Raw genomic sequence first — 26,414 nt, 5'->3', positions numbered from 1 at the left:
CCTTGTTAATGCCCGCAACAACTCTTCTACAAAATCGCTGAACAAGAAATACACCATCGACTGGGGCGACAAATCGCCGGTTCAGGAGTTTACTACCCTGAACGACATTTCGCATACCTACACAGCACTGGGAGCGTTTAAGCTGGTTTTTACTGTTGAAGGAACGAATGGCTGCATCTCCTCTACTACCTACGAGGTCTACAACGGCAGCAACCCAAGCCTGAAAATGGGTAGCCCGGGCAATACCGTTGGCTGTGCCCCCCAGACCTACACCTTCCCAATAGAAAATGTACTGACCAATACTCCAAACACAAAATACACCTTTTGGTTTGATGACGGAAGTCCAGTAAAGGAATACACGCAGGAGAATGTTCCGTCTGAGATCACACATGTTTTTAATACCAGCTCCTGTGGCAAAAACGGCAATCAGTTTACCTTGTATGGAAAAGCAGAAAACCCGTGTAACTCAACAGAAGTAGCAGTAAGCTCCATCAGAATTGGAGCAAAGCCCCAGGTAAATTTCGGTTTTAGCCCCACAGGTATTTGCGTGGGTGCTGATATTCCTTTTTCGAACACCACAGTCAGCGGCAACTCCATTACCAATACCGGCAATTGTACTTCCCAGTCTGCTTTTACCTGGAAAATTGAACCTGCCACCGGCTGGACCTTACCCGCCGGCACCACCCTTGCCTCCGAAAACGTGAACATCAAGTTTACTACAGCAGGTGTTTACAGAGTATCGCTTACATCTACCAATGGTTGCGGCTCTACGGAAACAACAAAAGAAGTAAATGTCATGAATCCGCCAAAGGCTATTTTCACCATGGATCATGATGCTTCTGGCTGTAAGAACCTGCCGGTAACAACAAATAATATCTCGGAGGGCGATGAATTGAGCTACCAGTGGTCGGTGTCTCCTACTACCGGATTTTCTTACGCCAGCGGCGATGCCTCCAGCAGCAACCCGATCTTTAATTTTTTTGAGGCCGGCAACTACACCATTACCCTGCGAGCTTCTAACTCCTGCGCCGTTAGCACCGCCACCACTAACCTTACCGTAAAAGATAAACCTTTGGTCACGTTGCCAGGAAACCAAACCTATTGCGGACCTCAGACGCTCCAGTTCAATGCTGCCAGCACGGCACATAAACCAACTTACGATGCCAAAAACGGCACTATTACCACCTATAGCTGGGTAGTAACTGGAGGCGCTTCACCAGCTACGTTTACCGGTGGCACCACTGCCCAATCGCAGTACCCTAACATACAGTTCCCAACAGCCGGCACCTACACTGTTACCGTGCAGGCAACAAACGAATGCGGCGTATCAGAAGCAAAAACACAGACCATTACCATTCATCAGCTCTCGAACAACACCCTGAGTGCTGACCAAAGCATTTGTGTGGGAAGTCCGGCAGCTAACATAATCGGATCTGAGCCTACCGGTGGTGAAGGCAACTATACTTACAAGTGGCACAAAAGCACCACCAGCGCTACCACCGGCTTTACTGAAATAACTGGCGAGCATAACAAAGACTACGCGCCAGGCGTTGTGCCCGAAAAGACCTGGTTTTACCGCGAAGTGATTTCTGCTGGCTGTACACTCAAATCGGAGCCGGTAGCTATAGAAGTTAAATCAGCCCCTGCTGCTCCAACTGTTGCCTCGCTGGTAGTTTGCCGGGGTGCCAAGGCTACCTTAAAAGCTACAGGTGCAGGTGGTAACATAACCTGGTACGATGCCAACAACCTCAAACTGGCAGAAAACACCGATACCTACGAAACATCTGCCTTAACCCAATCAGCGGTATTTTATGCTGTAATAGAAACGGCAGGCTGCTCCAGCCCCAGAACCGAAGTAAAGGTGGAGGTACAGGAGCCAATCAGTAACAACACACTGGGCGCTGATCAGAATGTATGTACCGGCCAGCCGGTTACTATAGCATCGGGTACTACGCCGGCAGGCGGAAGCGGCACCTATACTTACCTCTGGGAAATAAGCACTACCTCAGAGACAACTGGCTTTGCTGCGGCACCCGGCACCAACTCCGGCCCCGATTACACACTGGCAGCAGCCAACCAGACTACCTGGTTAAGGAGAAGGGTAACAGGCGGAGTCTGCGATGCCAGCCTCAGCAACGTACTGAAAGTAGAAGTGACTTCTGCCATTACCGGCAACACCCTTACCGGCGACCAAACCATTTGCGAGAACAATACGCCTGCCAGACTTACCGGAGCAGAACCGACAGGCGGTGAAGGCACTGGCACTTTTACCTACACCTGGGAGTACAGCACCACAAGTGCCAGCACCAATTTTGTTGAAATACAGAACGCCACCGCACGGGAATACACACCAGCTGCACTGGCTGTTACGACCTGGTTCAGGAGAGTTGCCAAATCAGGTGGTTGCCAGGTAGCCTCCGCTCCGGTTAAAATAACAGTTAACGCAGCGCCTACTGCTCCTGCTATGGCTAATACCTCTGTGTGCTCCGGCAGCATGGCAACATTAGTTATCGGCAACCCCGCTGGCCGCTACGATTGGTTTGCCGACCAGACCAGCTCTACACCGCTGCATACAGGCCTGCGTTTCGAGACACCTGTGCTAACTGCCACCACTACGTATTATGTGCAGGTAACAGATGCCACCGGCTGCCCCAGCCCCAGAACACCCGTTACAGTAACTGTTTATCCGGCTTTGGCGGCAAACACCATAGGCACGAGTCAGGTTATATGCATCGGAGAAAAACCTGCTGATTTAGTTGGCTCTACCCCTACCGGCGGCGATGGCACCTACGCCTACATCTGGGAACAAAGCACTACCGCAAGTACCTGGACGGCAGCTCCCGGCATAAACACTTCCAAAGACTATCAGCCGCCAGCACTTACGCAGGAGACCTGGTATCGCCGCCGTGTTACATCAGGCGGTTGCAGCGAACTGGCCGCTCCCGTGCAGGTAGTAGTAAATAGCCTGGTGAGTAACAACAGCATTAGTGCACCGCAAACTATCTGTACTGGTTCAAAACCTGTAGCCCTGAGCGGCACCATACCAACAGGCGGCGACGGCAGTTTTACCTATGCCTGGGAAATGAGCCTGAACGGACCGACCGGCCTGTTTGTACCTGCACCCGGAATTAACGACAGAGCTGGTTACGAACCTGTTGCCCTCACACAAACCACCTGGTTCAGGCGCGTAGTTAGCTCCGGCGACTGCCCGAACCCATCAGCAGCCATAGAAATAACGGTTCAGGAAAATATTGCCAACAACCTGCTCGCAGCTGAACAAACGGTTTGCTCTGGCAGCACCGGCATCTCGCTTACCGGTACCTTGCCAACCGGAGGAAATGGCACCTACGCCTACATCTGGGAAGTTAGTACCCTGAATGCACAGGATGGCTTTACAGCAGCCCCAGGCAAAAACGATGAACAGGACTATACCACCGGCTTCCTCACGCAAACATCCTGGTTCAGAAGAAAAGTGATTTCTGCGCCCTGCGCCGAGCATACCAGCCTGGCAGTTCAAATAACTGTAAACCCGACCATCAGCAATAATACCGTTTCTGCTGCGCACACTATCTGTTCTGGCACAGCACCAACCGAATTTACAGGTTCAGCGCCTGCAGGTGGCAATGGCACTTATGTATACCTGTGGGAATACAGCACCGAAGGCCCTGCCAGCGGCTTTAAACCTGCCATCGGCATGAACAGCGGCCAGCATTATCTGTCGGGGGTGCTGTACGAAACCACCTGGTTCAGGCGCATGGTCGTATCTGCCCCTTGCCCACCTGTTGCCAGTGCTGCTGTTCAAGTGACTGTAAACCCGGTTATAGCCAATAACACTATATCGGGGAACCAGACGGTGTGTACCGGCAGCGCACCTGCCCTGTTAACCGGCCTCGCCCCTACAGGCGGAGATGGCATATACTCCTATCGTTGGGAAGAGAGCACCGATGGGTTTACTTATATCGCTGCCACCGGCACCAATGCACAGGCTACTTACCAGGCGGGTACTTTAACGCAAACTACCTGGTTCAGAAGAGTGGTTAGCTCCGGCAACTGTACCGACTTAAGTGCCCCCGTTCAGATTATTGTTAATGAGCAGCTTACAGCTAACACCATTTCAGAAGACCAACTGATTTGTATGGGAGCCAGCCCGATGGGATTAACAGGATCTGCCCCAGAGGGAGGAACTGGCAGCTATACCTTTTTATGGGAAAGCAGCACTGTGGGCGGAAGTGCAGGTTTTTCAGCAGCCAGTGGCAGCAACACAGGTCCCGACTACCTCCCGGGTGCCTTAACCCAAACTACCTGGTTCAGAAGGGTCGTAACCGCAGGTCCTTGCCCACCGAGCCAAAGCAATACGGTTAAAGTAACCGTTACTCCGGCTATCAGCAACAACAGAGTATCGCTACCGCAAGCCATTTGCGAAGGCACCTTACCTGCTCCACTCACTGGTTCAGCCCCTACTGGTGGTAATGGCGTGTACAGGTATGTGTGGGAGAGCAGCACAACCAGTGCAACGGCAGGTTTCGCTGCTGCTGCCGGCCAGCATGAGCAGGCAGATTATAACCCCGGGCTGGTGCCTGTTACCACCTGGTTCAGAAGAGCTGTCTATTCAGAAGGTTGCTCCCATGTTTCTGCCCCCATCCAGATAACAGTGAACAAACCGATAACCAATAACATAGTGCATGCCGAGCAGGTAATATGTGTAGGCACCTCTCCGCTGCCATTAGCAGGCACAACACCAGCGGGCGGCAATGGCCATTACCAGTACCTCTGGGAGTCTAGCCAGGATAATATGAATTTCAGCCCTGCAGCTGGCACGAACAACACAGCCGATTATACCCCTGGCCCACTTACGGGCACAACCTGGTACCGCCGCATTGTTACCGGAGGGCCTTGTGCGGAAGCTGTTAGTAATGCCGTAAAGATTGATGTAAACTCTCCGGTAACGAACAATACCATTGGGTCGCCGCAACGTGTTTGCGCAGGTGCACTACCAGCCGCTCTGTTTGGCTCTGCCCCAACAGGCGGCAGCAGAACCTACACCTATGTGTGGGAATACAGCACCACCAGTGCTACTACCGGTTTTGCAGTAGCCCCAGGCAACAGCGACCAGGTGAATTACAGCCCCGGCAAATTAACGCGCAACACCTGGTTCAGGCGTAAAGTTATTTCGCTGCCTTGCCAGGAGAGTGTGAGTCTTGCCATGTTAATAACGGTAGATCCGCAGCCGGTGGCACCGCAGGCCAGCGGCATCACCATTTGTCCAGGCGAGTCTGCCAGGCTAACTGCTACCGCTCTGGCTGCCAACTACACCCTCGAGTGGTTCGACCAGGAAGAAGGAGGCGTGCCCTTGGCAACAGGTACAACCTACCAGACACCTCCTCTGCTGTTTACAACCGATTTTTATGTGCAAACAGTTAACCCGTTTGGCTGCCCCAGCGACCGGGTTAAAGTAACAGCCGTGGTAACAGAGCCAGCCGTTGATGCAGGCCCTGATGTAACTATTATTGCCGGCAGAACAGCCCAGCTAACAGCTACAGGAGGCGCTACCTATACATGGTCTCCGGCAACCACACTCTCTGATGCCAACATTGCAAACCCGGTTGCCCAACCCAAAGAAACAACAACTTACACGGTTACCGGCACCTCAAAAGAAGGCTGCTCCTTTACCGATGAAGTAACCGTGACTGTACTCCCTGCTGTGAGAATATCGAATATTATGACGATGAACGGGGATGGCATAAACGAAACCTGGTACATCGAAAACATAGAGAAATACCCCCGTTGCCAGGTACAGATCTTTACACGCTGGGGCGCTAAAATATTCGAATCTACGGGTTACCAAATGCCCTGGGATGGCACCCATAACGGCAAGCCCCTGCCGATGGCGGCCTATTACTATATTATTAAGCTAGACGAGAAAGAAGAAGCAATTTCGGGAAGCATCACACTTGTAAAGTAACAGTAGCATGAAATACCTTATAACATTACTCATAACCTGCTGCTTTTGCATAAGCGCCTGGAGCCAGCAGCGTGCGCAGTTCAGCCAATACATGCAGAATAATTACCTCATTAACCCGGCCGTGGCAGGTATCGAGAGCTATGCCGATGCCCGCTTTGGGTACCGCACCCAATGGACAGGAGTAGAAGGAGCACCTCAGACGTTCTATGCCAGCATACACACAGCCTTAAACAAAAACGACCGCAATGCGCTCCCGCTTAAAATATTGAACAGGAACGCTGGAGGCCCTAAAACAAATGCCAACCGCAACAACCGTTTCCATGTAAGTCCGCACCACGGGGTGGGTGCTATTGCGCAAATGGACAAAGCCGGCCTGCTGCGCACTGCTTCGCTAAACCTGAGCTACGCCTACCATTTGCCACTTACAAACCGCATCAACCTCTCCAGCGGCATCTATTCAGGCCTCTTGCAGATGAACATTAACCGCGATGCTGCTGTAATGCAAACCCCCGACGATCCGTTTCTGTATGCAGAAGGAGTTAATATTCTTAAACTGGACCTTGGCGTAGGGCTCTGGCTTTATAGTCCCGACTTCTTTGTGGGCGTATCGGGGGCGCAACTGGTTAAGAGCGGCAACGACGTGTATGCCAGCGGCGATGGTCCGCGTGCTACTATGCAACCACATTATTTTGCAACCGGTGGTTACCGTGTTAATGTGCTGGATAATTTGAGTTTCACACCATCGGTTTTACTGAAGCTAGCCCCCTCTACGGGGCAAACCGCTGTAGACCTAAACATTAAAACGATATACCTGCAACGGTTTTGGGCAGGCCTTTCTTACAGGCAGAAAGATGCAGCTGCAGTTATGGCAGGCATCCATATCAGTCATTTGCTCGATGTAAGCTACTCCTACGATTTTGCCACCTCAGACATGAGCAAAGTAAATGCAAACAGCCAGGAAGTTGTTTTGGGCATAAAACTGAATAACCCTAGCAAAGTTATCTGCCCCAAATGGATCTGGTAAAAGCTGGTGCTGGGCTAAATTAAAAATCCTTGTCTGTGTCTACTTTCCTGAGGCCTGTGGTTATTAGAAAGGATACCTGCGCACATGTATAATTGAGCCGCAGCAGCACCAGTTGCCGCTAATGGTAACGCTTTGCGCAACAGAAACTACTATACAAAACTTGCTTACCTATCTGTACCCTTGGCAAAAAACAGGCGCCAAAGCTTCGGAAGGGCAATTTGATTAGCATAATTTGCGCAGCTGCGCTAACATGTACTCGTAAGTTAAGGAAAAGACGCATGAGCATGAAACAGGAAAGCAGAACACTATTCCGAAAAGTTATACATGCCTTTTATTAAGGATCGGTCCGCTTTCAGAATTAGTAAATTTGAGTAGCATAACCAGAAAAACGACCGTTCGCCCTTGGCTAAAATTCGCTCAAAATTCTTCTGAAGGCAAAAACCATTAGAATAATTAAAGGGCTACTGTTAACGAACCTCTGCAGCACCGAATGGATTTGTCTGCAAGGCTTCAAGTAGTAGTAGCACGCGAAATTACCTTTCTCTCTCTCCCTCCACAACAATTATGTATTTGCCAGGTTGCTAAACTTTCGGAGGAACGACACGATTTTCGTTTAAAAATTTTCAACAAATTCCCGAAAAAGGAAAACCTTATAACTTGCCTCCTCGTAACGAATATGCTTTTATAGCTATATTTAGGAATTGTGTGAGTTTTGTTAGGCACCTACTACGTGATTAGATAAAATAACAGAGCAAAAATGAAGAGCTTGGCATGCAAAGTCGCTCTTAAAGATTTAAGACTTAGTGAGCAATAAGCTTTTAACTAGTGCTCTTTCAAATTAAAAATTAGAAATTAAAAATTAGAAATGAGGTAGAGAAAGCACTTTTGCTGGGCTTTTAATTCTAAAAACTAAATTGGAAGAGCACTAGTCTGACCAAAACTTCTGACAAGGTACTTAGAAGAATGACCAGGTAATATGAAAGTAATAAATTGTAATGTGCTAAAATTAAAGTCATAACAATTACATAATTAGAATCTAAATTATTTTTTTTATAATATTACCTTCCATATTTAGTTAACAGCAGTTGTAACATAACATTACCCAATAGTAGCCGATTTTTTAGTGCAAAAAAATATAAAAGAAGTATAGCTTCCTAAATAAAATTTTCTTTAGGTGTGATGTTTATAGGGTATAGTTAAACACATTGAACTAAGAAAATATAGCCCAGAACAATCTATCTGCTTGTAAGAAGGCAATTTAAAGCAGGAGATAAATATTTTAAAAAATAATATAATTAAATATTGTAATGTTTAAAATATTAAGCTTAAATTTAAGCTCCAAATTGGGAATCGCTATTAGATGTAGGTACAGATGCCTAAACCCTTTAGCAAAACCATTTTAGTGGTAAATTGAAAGATAATATTCAAAAAAATTAATTTTATTTAAATTAATCATACAATAACAAATATTATTTATAAATTTAAGCTTTAATTAGAGTTGGAACTTTAAACTAATTATAGGTAACTCTATTTAATTGGTTCATTTTGTTACAATTAGCCTTAAAATGATTCATGATTTTGATAAATATTTTAGTAAAGAGAACCAGAACATAACTTAATCTTTCTTTTCGCCAATTTCGGTGATCAGCACCAGTAAGAGTACCCTATTACCCACTGCCCCAAGCCCCCTTTACCTTTCTGAAAACAGCTTATAGTACCGTACACACTATCTATTCAAATGATAATGGAATAGGTTCCTGTGCCCGTACTACACTTAAGCGACCATTTCATCAAATTTAGTTCTTTTATGAAGTCTGAATCGTCAACCGCCATCAACTTTGAAAGTCGGAGGAAGCCGCAATCACTTGATTTTTTTGAGCCCAAGTTTAAAACCTACTTCATTTCTATCATGAAGTTTATAGCAAGTGCTTTTAGATCTCCGGTACAAGTAGGTAGCTTTATCAGACGGCCATGGTTTAAGCAGGAGTCTGAGAGAACGAACAGCACACCAACGCAGGGTGCTTTAGACCTGACGCAGTGCTTTATGGATGTCAGCAAACTGAACATGCCCCAGACGAAAGGAGCTGGCACAAAAGCAGGCGCTGGTAAACAGGGCTTCATGTCTTATTTAGGAGGGTCTGTGCTGCAGAAAATAGACACCTTTGCCTTTGTAAACCATAATGCAAAAGAGCAGGCAGGCAGGCACCTGGCAAACGATCGAAAAAGAAGAAAGCAGGCGGCACCCGTTACCGCCCATAAAGGCCATATAGCAGCACATCAGGAAGCCCTGCATACCTCGGTATTATTGCAGGAAACAGAACAACTTGCACAGATCGGGAGCTGGGAATATATTCCCGCTGCCAAGAATTTTGTGTGCTCTAACTACATTTACCAGTTGCTGAACATCCCGCAGGGCAAAAAGTTAAGCAACTTTTTTTCGCTGCTGCCTTACATCTCGGCAGACTGCCGCGCCACCATACAAGAAAGCTGGAACAAGCTTTTGTTGGAGGGTGGCAACGAAATGAATCATGAGGTACAACTGGCAGGTTCCCAAGGCAGTGTCTGGATACGCCTGAAGGCCAGATCGATAAAGGTAGGCTCGAAATTAATTAGAATTGCCGGCATTATGCAGGACATTACCGAAAGCAAAAAATATGAGAAACAATTACTAGCAGCAAAAGAGAAGGCTGAACAAGCCAATAAAGTAAAATCGGAGTTTGTATCGGTGCTTAGCCACGAAATACGCACACCGCTTAATGCCATTATGGGTCTTACCCACCTGCTGTTGCAGGAAGAAAGCATTGTAGACAATAATAAGTCTAACCTGGAGTCTATTCATTTCTCATCACAGAACATGCTGGGGCTCATAAATAATACTCTTGATTTTTCGAGAATAGAAGCCGGCAAACTAGAGCTTGAGAAGATAAACTTCAATCTGAAAGATTTACTTCGCGATATACACCGCTCGCTGCTACCTAAAGCCCTTGAGAAGAACCTTACCTTCGACCTTACCTTCGACCTGAACACACCGGCAGAGGTAGCCGGAGACCCTACAAAGCTGACCCAGATTCTGAACAACCTGGTTTGTAACGCTATTAAGTTCACCAATAAGGGCAAAGTTAACCTGGCAGTAGATGTGGTATACCAATCGAATCAGGACTGGGTACTGGAGTTTAAAGTAAACGACACAGGCATGGGCATTCCGGAAGACAGGCAACAGCTTATTTTTGAAAGTTATACACAGGCGAGCACTGCCATTAACCGCCAGTACGGCGGCACAGGTCTGGGCCTTAGCATTACAAAAAAACTCGTTGACCTGCATAAAGGAAGCATTAAGTTAACAAGCACTCCAGGTAAGGGTGCCGAATTTTCGGTGTACCTGAAATTCACCAAGCCTCAAACCTCATTTGCTGCTCCAAAAGGTAAAACCGCTGCTGAGACTCAGCATGCAGGATTGAAAGGAACTAAAATTCTGGTGATAGACGATAACCCATTCAACCAGATGGTAGCAACCCAATTACTCACCTCCTGGCAGGCAGAAGTGGAAACAGCCAATGATGGTGTAGAAGCAGTGAATAAAATAAAAGCTACCAGCTATGATCTGGTTTTGATGGACCTCTACATGCCGCTAATGGATGGTTTTGAAGCCATTTCAGAAATCAGGGGCAGAGGCTACCAGATGCCAATTGTAGCACTTACTGCCAACTCAAGCGAAGAAGAACAGAATAGAGTAATGGCCCTGGGCGGAAACGATTACCTGACAAAGCCCTTTATTCCGCAGGTACTCTACAACAAACTGGTAAAGCAGATAAATGATTTGCGCGTGCTCCAGTAACCAGTAAAACTTACGGCTGTTTCGGCAATAGTTCTGAGCATACGAATTTCTAAATAAGCGCCGAGAAAGACAGTACACAGCTTTTTAATACCAAATTTTACCCGTATTTTACAGTTAAAAATCGACTTCAAATAACATTTTATTACATCCAGTTTACGCCATATGTCAGTAGTAGAAAACTTGCCCCCGACAACCATTTTTGTTCTGGAAGATGACCTTTGGTACTCTCAGTTTTTGTCTTACCATCTTTCTCTTAACCCTGACCATCGTGTGGAGGTTTTTAACGATGTAGACAGCTTTATGAGCAGGTTGCACGAGGCTCCTGACATTGTTACCCTGGATTATTACCTGCCGGGTTATGCCGGCGAAACGATTCTGAAGAAGATTATGGCCGTTAGCCCAAGCACGTACACCTTAGTGGTGTCGGGGCAAGATGATATAAGCAAAGCCGTGGACCTGATGAAGCAGGGAGTGCATGATTATATCGCTAAAAACGACGAAACAAAAGAGCGCATCTGGAGCATTGTTGAAAAGATAAAGCAAAACATCTCGCTTAAAAAAGAGATTGAAGTGCTCCGCAAAGAGGTGAAGCAGAAATACTCGCTCGGAACCGAACTTGTTGGGAGTTCAGAGCCGATGCAGAAGATATTTACGCTTGTAGAGAAAGCCTCGAACAGCAATATAAACGTAACCATTACGGGCGAGACAGGCACAGGTAAAGAACTTATAGCCAAAGCTATTCACCAGCACTCCAACCGGTCGAACAAACCTTTTGTAGCCGTAAATATATCCGCTATTCCGAGTGAGTTGCTCGAGAGCGAATTATTTGGCCACGAGAAAGGCTCGTTTACAGGCGCAACACACCAACGCATAGGCAAATTTGAAGAGGCAAACGGCGGCACGCTTTTTCTGGATGAGATAGGCGAAATGAACATTAACCTGCAGAGTAAGCTGCTCCGGATTTTGCAGGAACGAGAGGTTACCCGTATTGGCGCCAAAGGCACCGTAGCTATTGATGTTCGTATTTTAACTGCTACCCATCGTAACCTGATAGAGGAGGTAAAGAAAGGGAACTTCAGAGAAGACTTGTATTACAGGCTGCTTGGCATACAGGTGCATTTACCGCCCCTACGAGAGAGAGGCCACGATTTGCTCCTGATCGCGCAGAAGTTGCTGGCAGACTTCTGCCTGCAGAACGACATGACGCCGAAGCGAATTTCTCCTGATGCGCAGAAAGTACTGCTAAAGCACACCTACCCTGGCAACGTGCGGGAACTGAAAGCTGTGGTGGAACTGGCGGCAGTGCTCTCAGACAAAGACGTTATTTCGCCTGAAGATATACAGTTGCCTGAGCAAAAGCAGGACTTGCAGACCTCGCCTTTTCCGGAAGAAAAAACCCTGGATGAGTACATAGCCGAAACTGTACAGAAATACCTGGACAAATATAATTACAACGTACTGAGTGTGGCCGACAAGCTAAAAATCGGGAAGTCGACTATCTATAGAATGATCAGGAAAAGAGAAGTTTACCTAGCCGATAAGAATTAGCACCTGCTCCACCACCTCCCGTTGCCCTGGCTGTAAGCTGTGCTAAAGCCGCCTACAGCCAGGGCATGGTTAAACTAACTCCCTCACAGATTGCTGCAACAGCAACCTGCCATACAAAATATGAACAACATCCTTAGTCAATTACAGCTAGCTAGCGCCTAGTAGACACTGGCTATAAACCAGATGTGATGGCATTGCCTAAAAGTTGCCTAACGCAAAAAAATGCGCCATCGGCATACAACAACCCAACTCCTTTAGTTAAGGAACAGGTGCCGCAAGAGCAGGCTGGCAGGTAAAGCGAGTCTCCGGGCTGAGTTATTAAATCATTATTTTGTAAATAAAGTAGCAGTTCAAAGCTTAAATGGAAATTACTAAGCAAGTTATCGAAATCAACCCTAACCCAATTTATGTAAAAAATGAATTGGGTAACTTTGTACTGGCTAATAGCGCCTATGCCGCCTTAAAAGGTCTGAGCGTAGAGGAGTTATTATTGAATGGTACGCATGAACTGGACTACGCGCATGAGCGGGACCTGGATATTCTGGAATCTGGCGAGACAACCAAAATAGAAGAGTTCTATAAACTTAAAAACGGCAGCAAGGTTTGGTACGAAACTACTAAAACACCTATGGCCCAACCAAACGGAGTTTATTACCTACTCTCCGTATCGTCGGAGATTACAGATTGGAAAGAAACTGTAGTAGCTGCCACAGAATCTGTAAAGGCAAAAGATGCTTTTTTAACGAACATGACAAATGAGATTGTGACGCCGATAAACGCTATTATCGGCATGGCACGGCTCATCAAAAAGAGCTTCCTGAACAAAGCACAGGAAGAGTACCTGAACATTATACTTTCTATTGCCGACAACCTGCTGAGTTTGCCGGCAAACATTGTAGACTATGCCAAGATAAATGCCGGCGAGCTTCGCGTAGAATTTATTCCGTTTAACATTTCGGCCACCCTGCGCGACACGGTACGCAGCCTGGAGGCATCCGCAACGGAGCAGGGGCTATCGCTTATTTACAAAGAGCCGGCCACTAACATCCCTATTGTAGAAGGAGACCCTTTCCGGCTCAACCAAATCCTGATAAACCTGATCAAGAATGCCATTAAGTTTACCAAGAAAGGTGAAATAATAGTTTCGAGCGAAGTAGTAGATACGACCAACCACGACCTGACGATTGAGTTCTGCGTGCAGGACACCGGTATAGGCATGACGGAGGAGCAGTTTAACAATCTGCTGCATAGCTTAAACCAGCCAAACCACAGCACCTCACCTTTATTTGCGGGTACAGGCTTGGGCCTCACCATCTGCAAAAACCTGATAGAAGCGCAGAACGGCCAGTTATGGGTAGAAAGCGAGCCCGGGCAGGGAAGCAAATTTTACTTTAAGCTCCCGTTTAAGGTAAGCGAAAAAAGCGCTGCCGATGAACAGGGGCAGCAGCCAGAAAAACCCATGAAGGGGCTGGACCTGCTGCTGGTAGAAGATAACCAGGTAAACCAGTTACTAACCATTTCGCAACTCGAAGAATGCGACATTAAAGTGGATGTGGCTGTTGACGGGGAAGATGCCCTTAACAAAGCCAGAATCAAAAATTACGACCTCATTCTGATGGACATTCAGATGCCTCAGTTGGATGGCATTGAGGCCACCACCCGCATCCGGAAAGAGCACAGCCCAAACAAAAACACGCCTATTGTTGCCTTTACGGCCAACGCACATAAAATTGATTTAGGCCGCTATAAAAGTGCCGGCTTTACAGATTACCTTCTAAAGCCCTACAACAAAACAAATCTTTTCCTGATTATATCGAAATACACTGGTCAGCCGCTGCGGCGCAAACCAGCCAGCAAACTGAAATTTCAGGTAGAGCAGAAACCAGTTGCCTTATACGATTTTTCGGGTTTAGGAGACCTGGCCCACGATGCCGTGTTTATACGGAGGATGCAGCAGCTCTTTTTAGACACCGTTCCTGTGCAACTACATGAGCTGCAGGTAGCTATTGAGCAGAAAGACTGGGAGCAGGTAACCCACATTACCCATCGGCTTAAATCTACATTTGGCAACATTAAAATTACAGAGGCTGCAGAGGCACTCAAGAAGTTAGAAAGCATTGCCCGAACCAGGAAAGAGCTACACCAGGCCGAGGAGCTATTTGCCAAAGTACAGCAGACCACGAACAAAGTGCTTCAGGTTTTTGCGCAGCTACTGCAGGTAGAAAGCTAGCCACACTTAGTACAGCAGCAGCTACCCTGGACGCTAAAAAGGCAAAACATCTTCTGAAGGCTCATTTCATTTAAATAATTTGAAACCTGGTAGCAGGTTAACTTTCAGATTATCTGATAGAATTACCATTACAGTACTTTTAAGTTTGGCAATAAACACCCGGAGTAAAGCGAGCTTAAGCCAGCAGCAGCAGCCTGGGTTGGCGCCTTCTAACCTGATTTAATGATGACCTGATATAACTGATCATATTTAGCAAAGTAACACCCTTGGCCTTCAGAAACGCATTTAGCTTCTGAAGGCCATTTTCATTCAAAAAATTTGTACTGCTCTGTTTACACCACCTCTTTGGAGCCTCTCCCACTAAGGCTACAATAGTAACCAGCAAGCTTACTGTTGCTCACCTACGCTTACACCTAACCAGATTAAACGCGAGGTACACCCTTGGCTAACTTCTGATGAAAAACCTTCTGGAGGCTGTTTCCATTCGAATAATTTAGAAGCGAACACTGAAATAGGCTCGTTGTACCCTGTAGAACTTGCTTACATAAACTAAGTCTCTGCCAAATTCTAAATTATCTTAATGCAAGCGCTCTCGCTCGTGTTTACTATTCTGAAGGTTCTGGCCCATATAAATAGGTTATTCGAGCCTATACAGCCCTTGACTGATAACAAGACTGGCGCAGGACCAGTGGCTGCCACACAACATTTCAGCGATATACAGTAGCGAATGCCAATTTCAACCGAAGCGAAAAAGCAAATGTCTTACCTTTTGAGGCCCTTTCCGAAGTTCTACAGTTTCGGATTCTGGCAAGAGATTACCTGCTTCGCCTGAACCTGAAATATCGAATCCAGAATACGTTAGTTTCATTTTGGGAATACATTGTTCATTTTGAACCAGATTATTACTGCAGCTGAAAGTCAGATGAGCTAAAATGCTGGTTAAAAACAGCTAAATACTGCAACAGGGGCATATTTTAGTATTTATAATACATTTTATATTATTTATTGGCGCTGGCACGATATTTCTAATAGACCCTGCAGAAGGTTAATGCAGATTTACTTAAAAATAATACAAAGCTGGCAAATCTCACTTCTAAATGTCTTCCTTTTTAAGGTAACAGCCTAACACTACAGTCATAATAACTACCATAAAGACATCAGTTTAACTGATTAAATTATATGAAAAAAAAATTACTTATCGTAGATGATGAGCCATCTATCGGACTTATTCTGGAACACTACTTCGCTAAAGAATACGCAGTTACAATTAAATTAAATGGCCAGGAAGCCATGAACTGGCTGCAGGAAGGAAACCATGTAGACTGTATAGTAGCAGATTACGAAATGCCGTTTATGAATGGATTCGAATTTATACGGCAGTTACAATCCAGCATTTTCTTTAAGGATATTCCGTTGGTGATGCTCTCAGGAAAAGACGAAACCAGCGACAAAATACTCTGCCTGCGGGAAGGTGCAGACGATTACATGATAAAACCCTTTAACCCCGAAGAACTCGACATCAGGATAAAGAACATGCTGCGCAGAATCAAAATTTAAGAAAGTCGGCCATGAGAAGAAAAATAGTATATCTGGCAACAGACCATCGGCAGGCACAGGACTTTCAAACAATTTTTAGCGATGAATTTGAGGTGCAGCATTTTGACAACCCGTCGCACGTACTGGCCTGGCTAACACAGGATGAACAACCAGATGCCATCTTTAACGCGACTAGCCCGGCCTCACCGTTAGGACTACAACTGATCAGAAGGATTAAAAAAGACATGGACCTGCCACTACCCGTTTTCTGGATAACGCAAGAGCCCATTTCGGCAGCACTAAAGGCCTTGCTACTAAAGGCAGGGGTAGCAGATATTTACACCCAGCTGCCCGATAAGCAGACGATTGTAACCCGGCTAAACTACCTGACAAATCCTGAAAAAGCAGCCGCAGACCAGAAGCCAAGTGTGTATGCCTTTAAGTACTCGTACCGCAAACGCGCTTTCGACATCTTGTTTTCGGCTACCTTGCTCCTATGCATGATGCCGGTGCTGCTGCTGATAGCGTTGCTGATTAAACTGGAGTCGAAAGGCCCTGCCCTGTATTACTCTTACCGTGTAGGCGAAGGATACAAAATATTTAAATTCTGGAAGTTCCGCTCGATGCGTGTAAACGCAGACCAGATGCTAAGCACGATGAAAGATAAGAACCAGTACCAGGCAAACACGCAACATAGCTTCGCAGATGCCAGCACCCTTTGCGAGACCTGCGAGGCTTACGGCTCAAGCTGCCAGAAAATACTGGTCGACACAGCAGGCAAAGAAATTTGTGAGAAACAATACCAGCTAAACAAAAAGGAACAAGGCGGTGCCTCTTTTATTAAGATAGTAAACGACCCGCGCATTACCCGAATAGGCACCTTTATCAGGAATACAAGCCTCGATGAGCTGCCACAACTTTATAACGTACTGCGCGGCGACATGTCCATTATCGGAAACAGGCCGCTGCCGCTTTACGAAGCCGAAAAAATAACCACCGATCAGTTTGCAGCCCGGTTTATTGCACCGGCAGGCATTACAGGACTCTGGCAGGTAAGCAAACGCGGCAAAGGAAACATGTCGGAAGACGAACGCAAAGCTCTTGACATAGAATACGCAGAGCACTATTCCTTTAAGCGAGACTTACTTATTATTCTTAAAACTATACCAGCCATGTTTCAAAAAGAAAATGTTTAAAAAATGTTTAATATGAAAAAAATTTCACTCGCAATTTTATTGGTGCTGCACGGCATGTTTGCCTTTGCCCAGGCCGATACCGCATTTAGCCCCGACTGGGAAAAAAAGCTTTTCAACTCAGAGTTTGCCCTACCCATATTAATTGATGCCGCTCTTAAGAATGCCGCAGAACTGGAACATGCAGATGCCGGCAAACTGATGGCACTGGAGCAGAAGAAGATTCTAAAGAAAAGATTTTACAGCGGTTTTGCTTTAACATCTTCCTACCAATATGGCACCTGGAACAACTTTGGTTGGGGTGGCGAACCAGTAAACTCCTTCAACGCCTTCGACGCGCCTCTACGGGCTAACTACTCAGTGGGCTTTAACGTGGCCTTACCACTAGGCGAGTTGTTAAGCCGCCACAACACCATAAAGCAACAAGACCTGGCCATTGCACAGGTAGAAGCCGGCCGAAAGTTAACTGAGAGGGAGATCAGGCAGCGTGTAATTACCATGTACCAGAGCATTGTGCTGGCTAAGTCGCAGTTAGAGCTGCATCAGCAGGCATACCAGTCGGCGGTGGTAGGCAACGAACTGGCAGAGAAACAGTTTAAAGCTGGCGAAATAATGATCGATGTTATGTCTACGGTACAGCAGAACTACACTACTACTGCCGTGGCCTTGGAGTCAGCCAGAATCAACTATGAAACAAATCTTCTGATGATGGAAGAAACAATTGGAATGAGTATAATCGACTTAATACAAATAAAATGAAGCTAACAGAAATTTTCAAACTTATAAGCCGCAACTGGTTTCTGCTTGTAGCAGTAACATCTGTTACGATGGCATCCATCTACTTTTTCACCAGAGACCAGGATGACCAGTACACCTCCGACACCACCATTTATACAGGTATAGCAACAGGGTATAACCTAGGCAACGTAACCGAAAGCAGCGCTCAATACAAAGCCGCAAACAACGCTTTCGCTAACCTAATCTCTATCATCGACTCCAGAGATATCAGAAAAGAGTTAGGGTTTAAATTACTGGCATCGCACCTGATGCTGAAATCGTATGATGCTACCGTGCTGCAGGAAAGCACCTACAACACGCTGCAGGAGCTGGTGCCAGCTGCTTTAAAAGCCAAACTGATTGGAGCAACCGCCGAAGAAACAGCTGCAAACCTGTCGGCTTATTACCATGCATCTAAGAGCAATGTTATCCGCGATATCATTAACTCAGAAGACATGATTTATTCTGACAAAGCTTTTAGTACGATTGTGGCAAAACGCATTGGCGAAAGTGACCTGTTGCAGATCTCCTTTACCTCTAACGACGCAGGTAACACTAAAAACACGCTCGACCTGTTAACCGAACTGGTTATCCGTGACCACAGAAAGTTGTTCACTGCCCAGTCTGAGTCTGTAGTCGATTATTTTGAGAAAGCGACAGAGGCTTCTTTCCAGAAACTGAAACAAGCAGAAGAAAACCTGCTGAGCTTCCAGAAAACCAACAACATCATCGACTTTAACTCACAGGTTGGTTCTACTGCAACAGAAAAGAACAACCTGATGGGTAAGTACAATGACCTGGAGATTGACTATGCCGGCGCACTTTCTACGCTGAACTCGCTGGAGCAAAACTTAAAAGACAGAGGCGTTCCGAACCTGTACAGCCAGGAGGTACTGCAGCTTAAAAACAAGCTCTCAAAAATCACAACCGAAATTGTGCAGCTGGAGCTGTTAAACAAAGGCAACAAAAACGCTGCACAGGAAAGCCGCATGAACGCTCTGAAACAAGAAGCTGACGAACTTTCTAAAAAGATGTTGGGCTCTGTAGACAAGCACTACACCAACACCCACACCATGCAGGGTTTACCTACAGCCGCTTTACTGACTGATTGGGTTAAAACAACCTTCTTAATTGAAGAGCTGAAAAGCAAAATGAGCCTGATTAACAAGCAGCAGGCTATGTATGCCAGAGAGTATGAGAAACTGATGCCACTTGGCGCTGAGAACAAGATGATTATCAGAGAAGTAGATATGGCAGAGCAGGAGTACCTGGCACAGTTAGACGGACTGAAGCAAAGCAAGCTGAACCAGCAGAACTTCGAGATTATTTCGCAGCTGAAGGTTATCGATCCGCCTTACCTGCCTGGCAGCCCTATTACCTCGCTGCGTGTTATTATTACTGTTTTAGGTGGTATTGCAGCGCTTTTATTAACACTCGGTTTTATTCTGGCGCATGCTTTCTTAGACCAGTCGCTTCGCAAACCATCTGTTGCAGCTAAAAAAATGCAGTACCCCATATTTGGTGTGTTGCCAGAAACAGATGCCACAAATGCCAAGCAGTTACTACTTGCTCAGAACGCAGAAGACCAACTGGCACGCCAGCTTATTCTTAAAATGCGACAGAAAACCAGCACTGCAGGACCATTTGTAGTTGGTGTACTCAGCAGCATGTCTGGCGAAGGCAAAACGGCACTTTGCCACACCCTGGCCAACAGCCTCTCTACTATGGGTATCGAAACACAAATCCTGTACCCTGAGAACCACAAAGGACAGACCGTTGCAGACGCACACAGCAGCTTTTATGCACCACTTCACGGTGTGCTGGCTGATGCCAGTGTTGCTGACCTGGCTGGTGTAGGATACCTCGATAACGCAGTTATACTGGTAGAATTCCCTGCCCTGCTCGAAGATACTTACCCTGTGTCGTTGCTGAAGCACCTGGACCTGGTACTACTTACTGTGCGCTCTAACCGTGCCTGGCAACAAGCAGACAAAATCATGTTCGAGAACATTCAGCAAGTTACGAATGCTCCAATAGAAACTGTTTTGAGCGCTGTTCAGTCAGATGATGCAAAAGAAATGGTAGTTGTTCGTCCTAAACATGTGGTGCAGGAGCAGAAAGCCCTGCAGGCACCAAAGGCCTTAACTACTGCCTAAGCCGCTCCTTATTTCTTAATACTTTATTCCTGAATTCTTCTTTCGCTCCACCCGCTATGGAGCGGGCCCGGAGCGAAAGAAGAATTTAAACTAAATCACCAGCTTACTTCTTATCAACAGCACAAACGCTCACCAACATGAGGCAACTTGTAATATCTTCTGAAAAAAAGGCACCAACTCTTACATTGCTACTCGTAGTAATCGGAGCTGTGGGTATAGGCTGGGTAACTGCTCAGTTTGGTCTGCTGGTACCTGGCATAATGCTTAGCATTTTGCTAGTATTACCTTTTGTCTATTCTGTTTTCACTGAACCAAAGGTAGGTATTATCACCTTTGTAGCTTACTGCTTTATCTTTAACCTGTTTGCCAGAGAAATAGGCCACTTCCCATACCTGTATGTAATAGAAGGCTTACTCATATTTTCCTGGCTGGGAGCCATCTTTCATACAAGCAAGCAATTCGACTGGTCGTTTGCACGCAACGAAATTAACGTAATTGGCGCTATCTGGATGTTTATTAACATTCTGGAGTTACTTAACCCCGCCGGCTCCAGCTTTTTGGGCTGGATGGTAGATATCCGTTACACACTGCTTTGGTTACTGACTGTGCCGCTTTGCATGGTCGTTTTTAACAAGCACAAAGATCTCAACACCTTCCTTATTCTGATTATAGCCATGTCGTTACTGGCCACTATAAATGGCGTAAAGCAGATTAAGATAGGTTTATTTCCTGGTGAGCAATCTTGGTTAGATTCTTATGGGTATGTAACGCACCTTATCTGGGGCCAGCTACGTGCCTTCTCCTTCTACTCCGATGCCAGCCAATTTGGTGCTTCGCAGGCACACCTCTTCATTATAGCCTTTGTGCTGGCCCTGGGTCCGTTTAAATTATGGAAACGCGCTTTGTGCGCCGTGGCAGCTCTGGCATTTTTATACGGCGAATCTATTTCTGGTACTCGTGGTGCAGTTTTCACGCTGTTCATAGGAATAGCAGTTGTGGTATTCATCAACAAAAACATTAAGCTAACTATTCTTTCAGTACTGGTTGTAGCAGCTGGTTATGGCTTCCTGAAATATACCTACATCGGCGAGAGCCACTTCGAAGTAAGAAGGATGCGCTCTGCTGTTAAACCTAACGACGACTCTTTTAACGCACGTTTAATTAACCAGGCCAAACTCACCGATTACCTGAAATCGCGCCCCTTCGGAGGTGGTGTGGGTGCCATTGGTTATACCGGTGTAACTTATAATAAAAACACCTACCTGGCCACTATTCCACCAGATAGTTACTGGGTTAAAATATGGGCAGAGTATGGCATCGTAGGTTTTGTGGTCTGGATAAGCCTGATGATGTACATTATAGGCAAAAGCTGCGGCATAGTCTGGAACACCAAAGACAAAGGACTGCGGTACAAACTCATGGCCCTCACAGCTGGCTTCACCAGTATAATTATAGTTAGCTACGGCAACGAAACCATGAACATGTTCCCGTCTTCTATGATAATTTACGTGTCGTGGGCGTTTATTTTCATGGGCCCTAAACTAGACAAAGAAGCAGCACCACTACAAGTACCAGCACATGCCTAGCCCATTGGTCTCTATTATTTCGGTTAATTATAACCAGGCAGCCGTTACCTGCGACATGGTAGCCTCGCTCCGGAAAATAACTTACCCGAACATCGAAATAATTGTAGTAGATAACGCCTCACCTTCAGACAACCCGGAGCAGATCGTGGCTCAGTACCCGGAAGTAAAGCTCATCCGGTCGGCCAAAAACCTGGGGTTTGCTGGAGGCAACAATTTAGGAGTGGCACACGCAGCAGGCGAGTTCCTACTTTTTCTGAACAACGATACTGAAGTAGATCCAGGCTTTTTGGAGCCCATGGTACACCTCTTTACTCAGAACCGGCAGGCTGGTGTTGCCTCTCCTAAAATTATCTACTACGGCACAGATAACCTGATACAATATGCTGGCTCACATGGCATTAACCCCTGGACCGGACGCAGCATTACCATTGGGCAGCTGGAGCAGGACAAAGGGCAGCATAATCAGGGTGCCACCACAAAACTTGCCGATGGCGCTGCCATGATGGTGCCCCGGCAGGTGATAGAGAAAGTTGGCCTGATGCCGGAGCTTTACTTTCTGTACTACGAGGAACTGGATTGGTGCGAAATGATAAAGCGGGCAGGTTACAGCTGCCACTACGTTGCCTCCTCCACCATCTACCACAAAGAGTCTGTATCGGTTGGTAAGGCATCTGTTCTGAAAACATATTACATGAACCGCAACCGGCTGCTTTTCATTAGAAGAAACATTAGCGGCTGGCCTTTCTGGACAAGCATGCTGATCTTTTTGATAGCAGCCATTCCGAAGAAAATGCTGGAGTTCGGCCTGCGCTTTGAGTGGAAACACCTGCAGGCACTGGCCAAAGGGTTGTGGTGGAACCTGACGAACCGGAACATTTATACAACCCGGCACCTGAGCACCACCAGCCAACGCCAAATACAGGAGCTTACGCTACAGTAAGCAACGCAACCCTTGACCTAACACAGCCTGAAAATGCTTCGGAAGGCCGTTTTCATTAGAATAATTTGAGTTCGATTTTTAATATAAGTAACAAGAACCAGGCAAAGCACCTGCACTTGTTGCAGGTAAAGCCCAACAGCTACAAAAAAACTTAACATCTTCATGTTTGTAATCGATTTATTCTTTGATATAGTACTGTATAGCCTTGGTATTTTCCTGTTACTGAACTGCTGTTACCTGCTGTTCTTTTCGCTGGCAGGTCATAAAAAGGTGAAGCCTCTACAGGAGCTGCTTAAAAAAGACCGCCGGTTCTGCATTCTGATTCCGGCTTACCAGGAAAACGAAGTGATACTTGAGACCAGCAAAGCAGCCCTGAACCACCAGTACGCCGGCACTTTTGATGTATTTGTGATAGCAGACGGCCTGTTGCCTGAAACCATTGCCACCCTACAAAACACAGGCGTTGGTGTAATAGAAGTGGCCTTTGAGAAAAGCACCAAAGGCAAGGCACTGGCTGCCGCCCTTAATGCCTTACCAGAAAACACCTACGACATAGCTGCCATACTGGATGTTGACAACATAATGGGTGCTGATTTTCTGCAGGAAGTAAACAAGGCATTCGGGGCAGGCTACAAAGTGGTGCAGGCCCACAGAACGGCCAAAAACCTTGATTCGACCTTTGCCTTTTTAGATGCCTGCAACGAAGAAATAAACAACCACATTTACCGGAAAGGACATTTTGCTGTGGGTATGTCATCTGCCTTAATAGGTTCGGGCATGGCTTTCGGATTTACTTACCTGAAAGAATTACTTAACAACATTGGCGAGACGGTGGGCGAAGACAAAGAGCTCGACTTCAGGATTGCAAAGAACCAGGATAAGATCTGCTACCTCGACAAGGTGTATGTGTACGATGAGAAAATAGAGAACGCCAAGGTATTTACACAGCAACGTACCCGCTGGATAGCCGCCCAACTTGAGTTCATGAAAAAGTATGCCGGAGAAGGCGTTACGCAGTTCCTGAAATTTGGCAACTATGAGTTCTTTAACAAAGTAGCACAGGCTTTTCTGGTACCACGCATGCTGTTGATCGGTGTTTTGGGTCTCCTTTTTCTAGCATCGCTGGTGTTGCCGTTTGGCCCGGCTCCGGCTTTTTGGGGAGTATTGCTCCTGCTGCTGGGTGCCGCCCTGTTTATAGCGCTGCCCGGCCGATTCTATAAAAACCCGAAACTCTGGAAGGCCTTTATTCAAGTGCCATACGCCATTTTCTGCATGGCAAAAGCACTGTTCCAGGTTAATAAAGCCAAAAAATCTTTCCTTTCTACCCCGCACAAGGTGAAAGCAGTATCAACAGAAGTTCATGTTTAACAGTTAAAATTACTACGTTATGCCATTCGAAATTTTTGCCCTCCCCGCTATACTTTTCCTCATCATAGGTTTCTTCAGCAGCTTTATCAGCAGCAAAAAAGATTAGCAGGTACTATGGGATTTATTGAAATTAGTTTCTGGATTGCCGCTGCCATTGTGTTCTATACCTATTTCGGGTATGCGCTGGTGGCATGGGTTTGGGCTAAAGCGGCAAGGGGTTCTCAACAGAAAAAACAGCTGAAACACTACGAGCCTGAAATTACCCTGGTAGTTCCGGCATACAACGAGGCACCTATTCTGGAGAGCAAGATAAAGAACTGTCTGGCCCTGGATTATCCACAGAATAAACTGCGCCTGGTATTTATTACCGACGGCTCTACCGACAACCCAGCCGAAATTCTGGCAGGTTACCCTCAGATACTGCACCTGCACTCGCCTGTACGAGGAGGTAAGGCCATGGCAGAGAACAGAGCAATGGAGTTTATAAACACACCATACGTTATTTTTACCGATTGCAATTCTTTTCTGAACAAAGAGGCAGTAAGAGAAATAGCCAAGCATTACCAGGACCCACAGGTAGGTGCCGTTTCAGGAGAGAAGAAAGTAATGGCGCAAGATTCAGCACCAGGTGCTGGCGAAGGCCTCTACTGGAAATATGAATCGTTTCTGAAACGCTGCGACTCCGATATTTACAGCCTAATGGGTGCTGCAGGAGAGTTAGTATCGTTCCGGTCTGCCTTGTACCAGCCACTCGAAAAAGATACGATTCTGGATGATTTTGTTCAGTCGTTACGCATTGTGGAGAAAGGTTTTAAAGTAGTGTACGAGCCATTGGCCTACGCCTCCGAAACCCCCTCCGATTCTATTGCAGAAGAGATGAAACGCAAAGTCAGGATATGTGCAGGCGGCTGGCAGTCTATGTTCAGGCTAAGCGCATTGCTCAACCCGTTTCGTCAGCCGGTGGTAACGTTTCTGTACGTATCGCACCGGGTACTGCGCTGGAGTTTGGCTCCGCTTATGCTGTTGCTTCTGTTACCGCTAAATTTACTTCTAGCATCGCAAAACAGTCTTTTCTACATGGCCGTGTTTGCGCTACAACTTATGTTCTATGTTGGTTCGTGGGTAGGCTGGCAGGCAGAAGCAAGAGGCAAAAAAATAAAACCCCTGCTCTTGCCACTTTACTTCACCATGATTAATGTGGCCGTATTTATCGGGTTTCTCAGGTTTGTTCGAAAATCACAACCGGCAGCCTGGGAAAAAGCAACCCGCTCGGCAGTTCCTGCTGTAGGTGTTGAGTAATTCTGACACGGACCACAATATTAATTTCGACATCTTTTAAAATACCTCGCCTTGAACCTGATACAGAAAATAAAGACCGACACCCGCCTGAAAGCAATAGCACTTTATATGCTGATGCCTAAAAACCAGGCAAGGCCGCGGTGGTGGGTACGTCAGTTCCTGAATCCTTTTTATCATAAAAAAGGCAAAAGCGCTGTTTTCAGGGGCAAGTCGCGGTTAGATGTGCTGCCGTTTAACCCGTTTTCGGTAGGCAGCAATGCCGTTATAGAAGATTACGCGGTAGTAAACAATGGCATGGGCCCGGTGCACATTGGCAGCGATACCTTTATCGGTCTTTTTGATGTGGTAATTGGCCCGGCAACTATTGGCAATAAGGTAATTATAGCACAACACGTGGTAATCTCTGGCTTAAACCATGGCTACGAAAACGTGCATGTTCCCATAAAAGACCAGCCCTGCACCACCGCCGAAATTGTAATAGAAGATAACTGCTGGATTGGGGCTAATGCTGTAATTACAGCTGGCGTACGGATAGGAAAACATGCCGTAGTAGCAGCAGGAAGCGTGGTAACCAAAGATGTGCCCGCCTATTCGGTAGTGGGTGGTAACCCTGCCAAGGTACTAAAGCAATTTAACCTCAGCACCGGGCAATGGGAGAAAGCTCCAAAGCTCTGGCAAGCAGAGAGTGTTTAATAAATATTCTGCACTTCATTCTTAGACATACACAGTTAACCAGCAAAATATACACCCTATACCATTCAACCACATTGAGTCGCAATTCAAAATGCCAACCTTATGAAAGAGAAAATCAATATCGCACTAGCCAGCGATAACCATTATGCCATACTCATAGCGCCGTTAATTAAATCGATTGAAGAAAACCACAAGTCGTCAGAACTGTTGAGTTTTTATATAATTGATGATGGTATAACGGCAAAAAACAAGAAGAAGATCGAAAGC

General features: G+C 46.3%; 14 protein-coding genes. All 14 read left to right on the top strand.

Going from position 1 to position 26,414, the window contains the following annotated elements:
• Positions 1-5,962: T9SS type B sorting domain-containing protein (locus FVR03_RS18665; protein WP_147923289.1), on the top strand; the 5,962-nt coding region annotated here is incomplete at its 5' end.
• Between the two features lie 7 nt (positions 5,963-5,969).
• Positions 5,970-6,986, top strand: coding sequence for a PorP/SprF family type IX secretion system membrane protein (locus FVR03_RS18660; RefSeq protein WP_147923288.1), 1,017 nt, complete (start codon positions 5,970-5,972; stop codon positions 6,984-6,986).
• A 1,909-nt stretch (positions 6,987-8,895) separates the two neighbouring features.
• Positions 8,896-10,821, top strand: a complete 1,926-nt coding sequence (locus tag FVR03_RS18655) for a response regulator (protein WP_187270218.1) — start codon at positions 8,896-8,898, stop codon at positions 10,819-10,821.
• Between the two features lie 162 nt (positions 10,822-10,983).
• Positions 10,984-12,369 carry a sigma-54-dependent transcriptional regulator gene (locus FVR03_RS18650; protein ID WP_147923286.1) on the top strand — a complete coding sequence of 462 codons (1,386 nt, stop codon included), beginning with the start codon at positions 10,984-10,986 and terminating at the stop codon, positions 12,367-12,369.
• A 361-nt stretch (positions 12,370-12,730) separates the two neighbouring features.
• Positions 12,731-14,599, top strand: coding sequence for an ATP-binding protein (locus FVR03_RS18645; protein WP_147923285.1), 1,869 nt, complete (start codon positions 12,731-12,733; stop codon positions 14,597-14,599).
• Between the two features lie 1,179 nt (positions 14,600-15,778).
• Entirely contained in the window at positions 15,779-16,156 is a 378-nt protein-coding gene (locus tag FVR03_RS18640; RefSeq protein ID WP_147923284.1) for a response regulator transcription factor, read from the top strand.
• An 11-nt stretch (positions 16,157-16,167) separates the two neighbouring features.
• Positions 16,168-17,331, top strand: a complete 1,164-nt coding sequence (locus FVR03_RS18635) for a sugar transferase (protein ID WP_147923283.1) — start codon at positions 16,168-16,170, stop codon at positions 17,329-17,331.
• Between the two features lie 12 nt (positions 17,332-17,343).
• The gene (locus FVR03_RS18630) at positions 17,344-18,087 is read left to right on the top strand and encodes a TolC family protein (RefSeq protein ID WP_187270217.1); all 744 of its coding nucleotides are present in this window, start codon (positions 17,344-17,346) and stop codon (positions 18,085-18,087) included.
• Entirely contained in the window at positions 18,084-20,261 is a 2,178-nt protein-coding gene (locus FVR03_RS18625) for a GumC family protein (RefSeq protein ID WP_147923281.1), read from the top strand. Before FVR03_RS18630 ends, FVR03_RS18625 begins: the two co-directional genes overlap by 4 nt.
• A gap of 137 nt (positions 20,262-20,398) precedes the next feature.
• Positions 20,399-21,847, top strand: coding sequence for an O-antigen ligase family protein (locus tag FVR03_RS18620; protein ID WP_147923280.1), 1,449 nt, complete (start codon positions 20,399-20,401; stop codon positions 21,845-21,847).
• Positions 21,840-22,787 carry a glycosyltransferase family 2 protein gene (locus tag FVR03_RS18615; protein WP_147923279.1) on the top strand — a complete coding sequence of 316 codons (948 nt, stop codon included), beginning with the start codon at positions 21,840-21,842 and terminating at the stop codon, positions 22,785-22,787. Before FVR03_RS18620 ends, FVR03_RS18615 begins: the two co-directional genes overlap by 8 nt.
• 162 nt (positions 22,788-22,949) lie before the next feature.
• Entirely contained in the window at positions 22,950-24,155 is a 1,206-nt protein-coding gene (locus FVR03_RS18610; RefSeq protein WP_147923278.1) for a glycosyltransferase family 2 protein, read from the top strand.
• 114 nt (positions 24,156-24,269) lie between these two features.
• Positions 24,270-25,454, top strand: a complete 1,185-nt coding sequence (locus tag FVR03_RS18605; protein WP_187270216.1) for a glycosyltransferase family 2 protein — start codon at positions 24,270-24,272, stop codon at positions 25,452-25,454.
• 51 nt (positions 25,455-25,505) lie between these two features.
• The gene (locus FVR03_RS18600; RefSeq protein ID WP_255474293.1) at positions 25,506-26,147 is read left to right on the top strand and encodes an acyltransferase; all 642 of its coding nucleotides are present in this window, start codon (positions 25,506-25,508) and stop codon (positions 26,145-26,147) included.
• The last annotated feature ends 267 nt before the right edge of the window (positions 26,148-26,414 follow it).

This window comes from Pontibacter qinzhouensis (assembly GCF_008017455.1).
Lineage (GTDB): Bacteria > Bacteroidota > Bacteroidia > Cytophagales > Hymenobacteraceae > Pontibacter > Pontibacter qinzhouensis.
Note: the sequence above shows the minus strand (reverse complement) of the source record. Positions and strands in the feature narration are given on the sequence as shown.

Excerpts from the sequence above, each read along its gene's own strand:
- FVR03_RS18660 (WP_147923288.1), top strand. The coding sequence starts at position 5,970 with ATGAAATACCTTATAACATTACTCATAACCTGCTGCTTTTGCATAAGC.
- FVR03_RS18635 (WP_147923283.1), top strand. The coding sequence starts at position 16,168 with ATGAGAAGAAAAATAGTATATCTGGCAACAGACCATCGGCAGGCACAG.
- FVR03_RS18645 (WP_147923285.1), top strand. The coding sequence starts at position 12,731 with ATGGAAATTACTAAGCAAGTTATCGAAATCAACCCTAACCCAATTTAT.
- FVR03_RS18640 (WP_147923284.1), top strand. The coding sequence starts at position 15,779 with ATGAAAAAAAAATTACTTATCGTAGATGATGAGCCATCTATCGGACTT.
- FVR03_RS18655 (WP_187270218.1), top strand. The coding sequence starts at position 8,896 with ATGAAGTTTATAGCAAGTGCTTTTAGATCTCCGGTACAAGTAGGTAGC.
- FVR03_RS18620 (WP_147923280.1), top strand. The coding sequence starts at position 20,399 with ATGAGGCAACTTGTAATATCTTCTGAAAAAAAGGCACCAACTCTTACA.
- FVR03_RS18625 (WP_147923281.1), top strand. The coding sequence starts at position 18,084 with ATGAAGCTAACAGAAATTTTCAAACTTATAAGCCGCAACTGGTTTCTG.
- FVR03_RS18630 (WP_187270217.1), top strand. The coding sequence starts at position 17,344 with ATGAAAAAAATTTCACTCGCAATTTTATTGGTGCTGCACGGCATGTTT.
- FVR03_RS18610 (WP_147923278.1), top strand. The coding sequence starts at position 22,950 with ATGTTTGTAATCGATTTATTCTTTGATATAGTACTGTATAGCCTTGGT.
- FVR03_RS18650 (WP_147923286.1), top strand. The coding sequence starts at position 10,984 with ATGTCAGTAGTAGAAAACTTGCCCCCGACAACCATTTTTGTTCTGGAA.
- FVR03_RS18615 (WP_147923279.1), top strand. The coding sequence starts at position 21,840 with ATGCCTAGCCCATTGGTCTCTATTATTTCGGTTAATTATAACCAGGCA.
- FVR03_RS18605 (WP_187270216.1), top strand. The coding sequence starts at position 24,270 with ATGGGATTTATTGAAATTAGTTTCTGGATTGCCGCTGCCATTGTGTTC.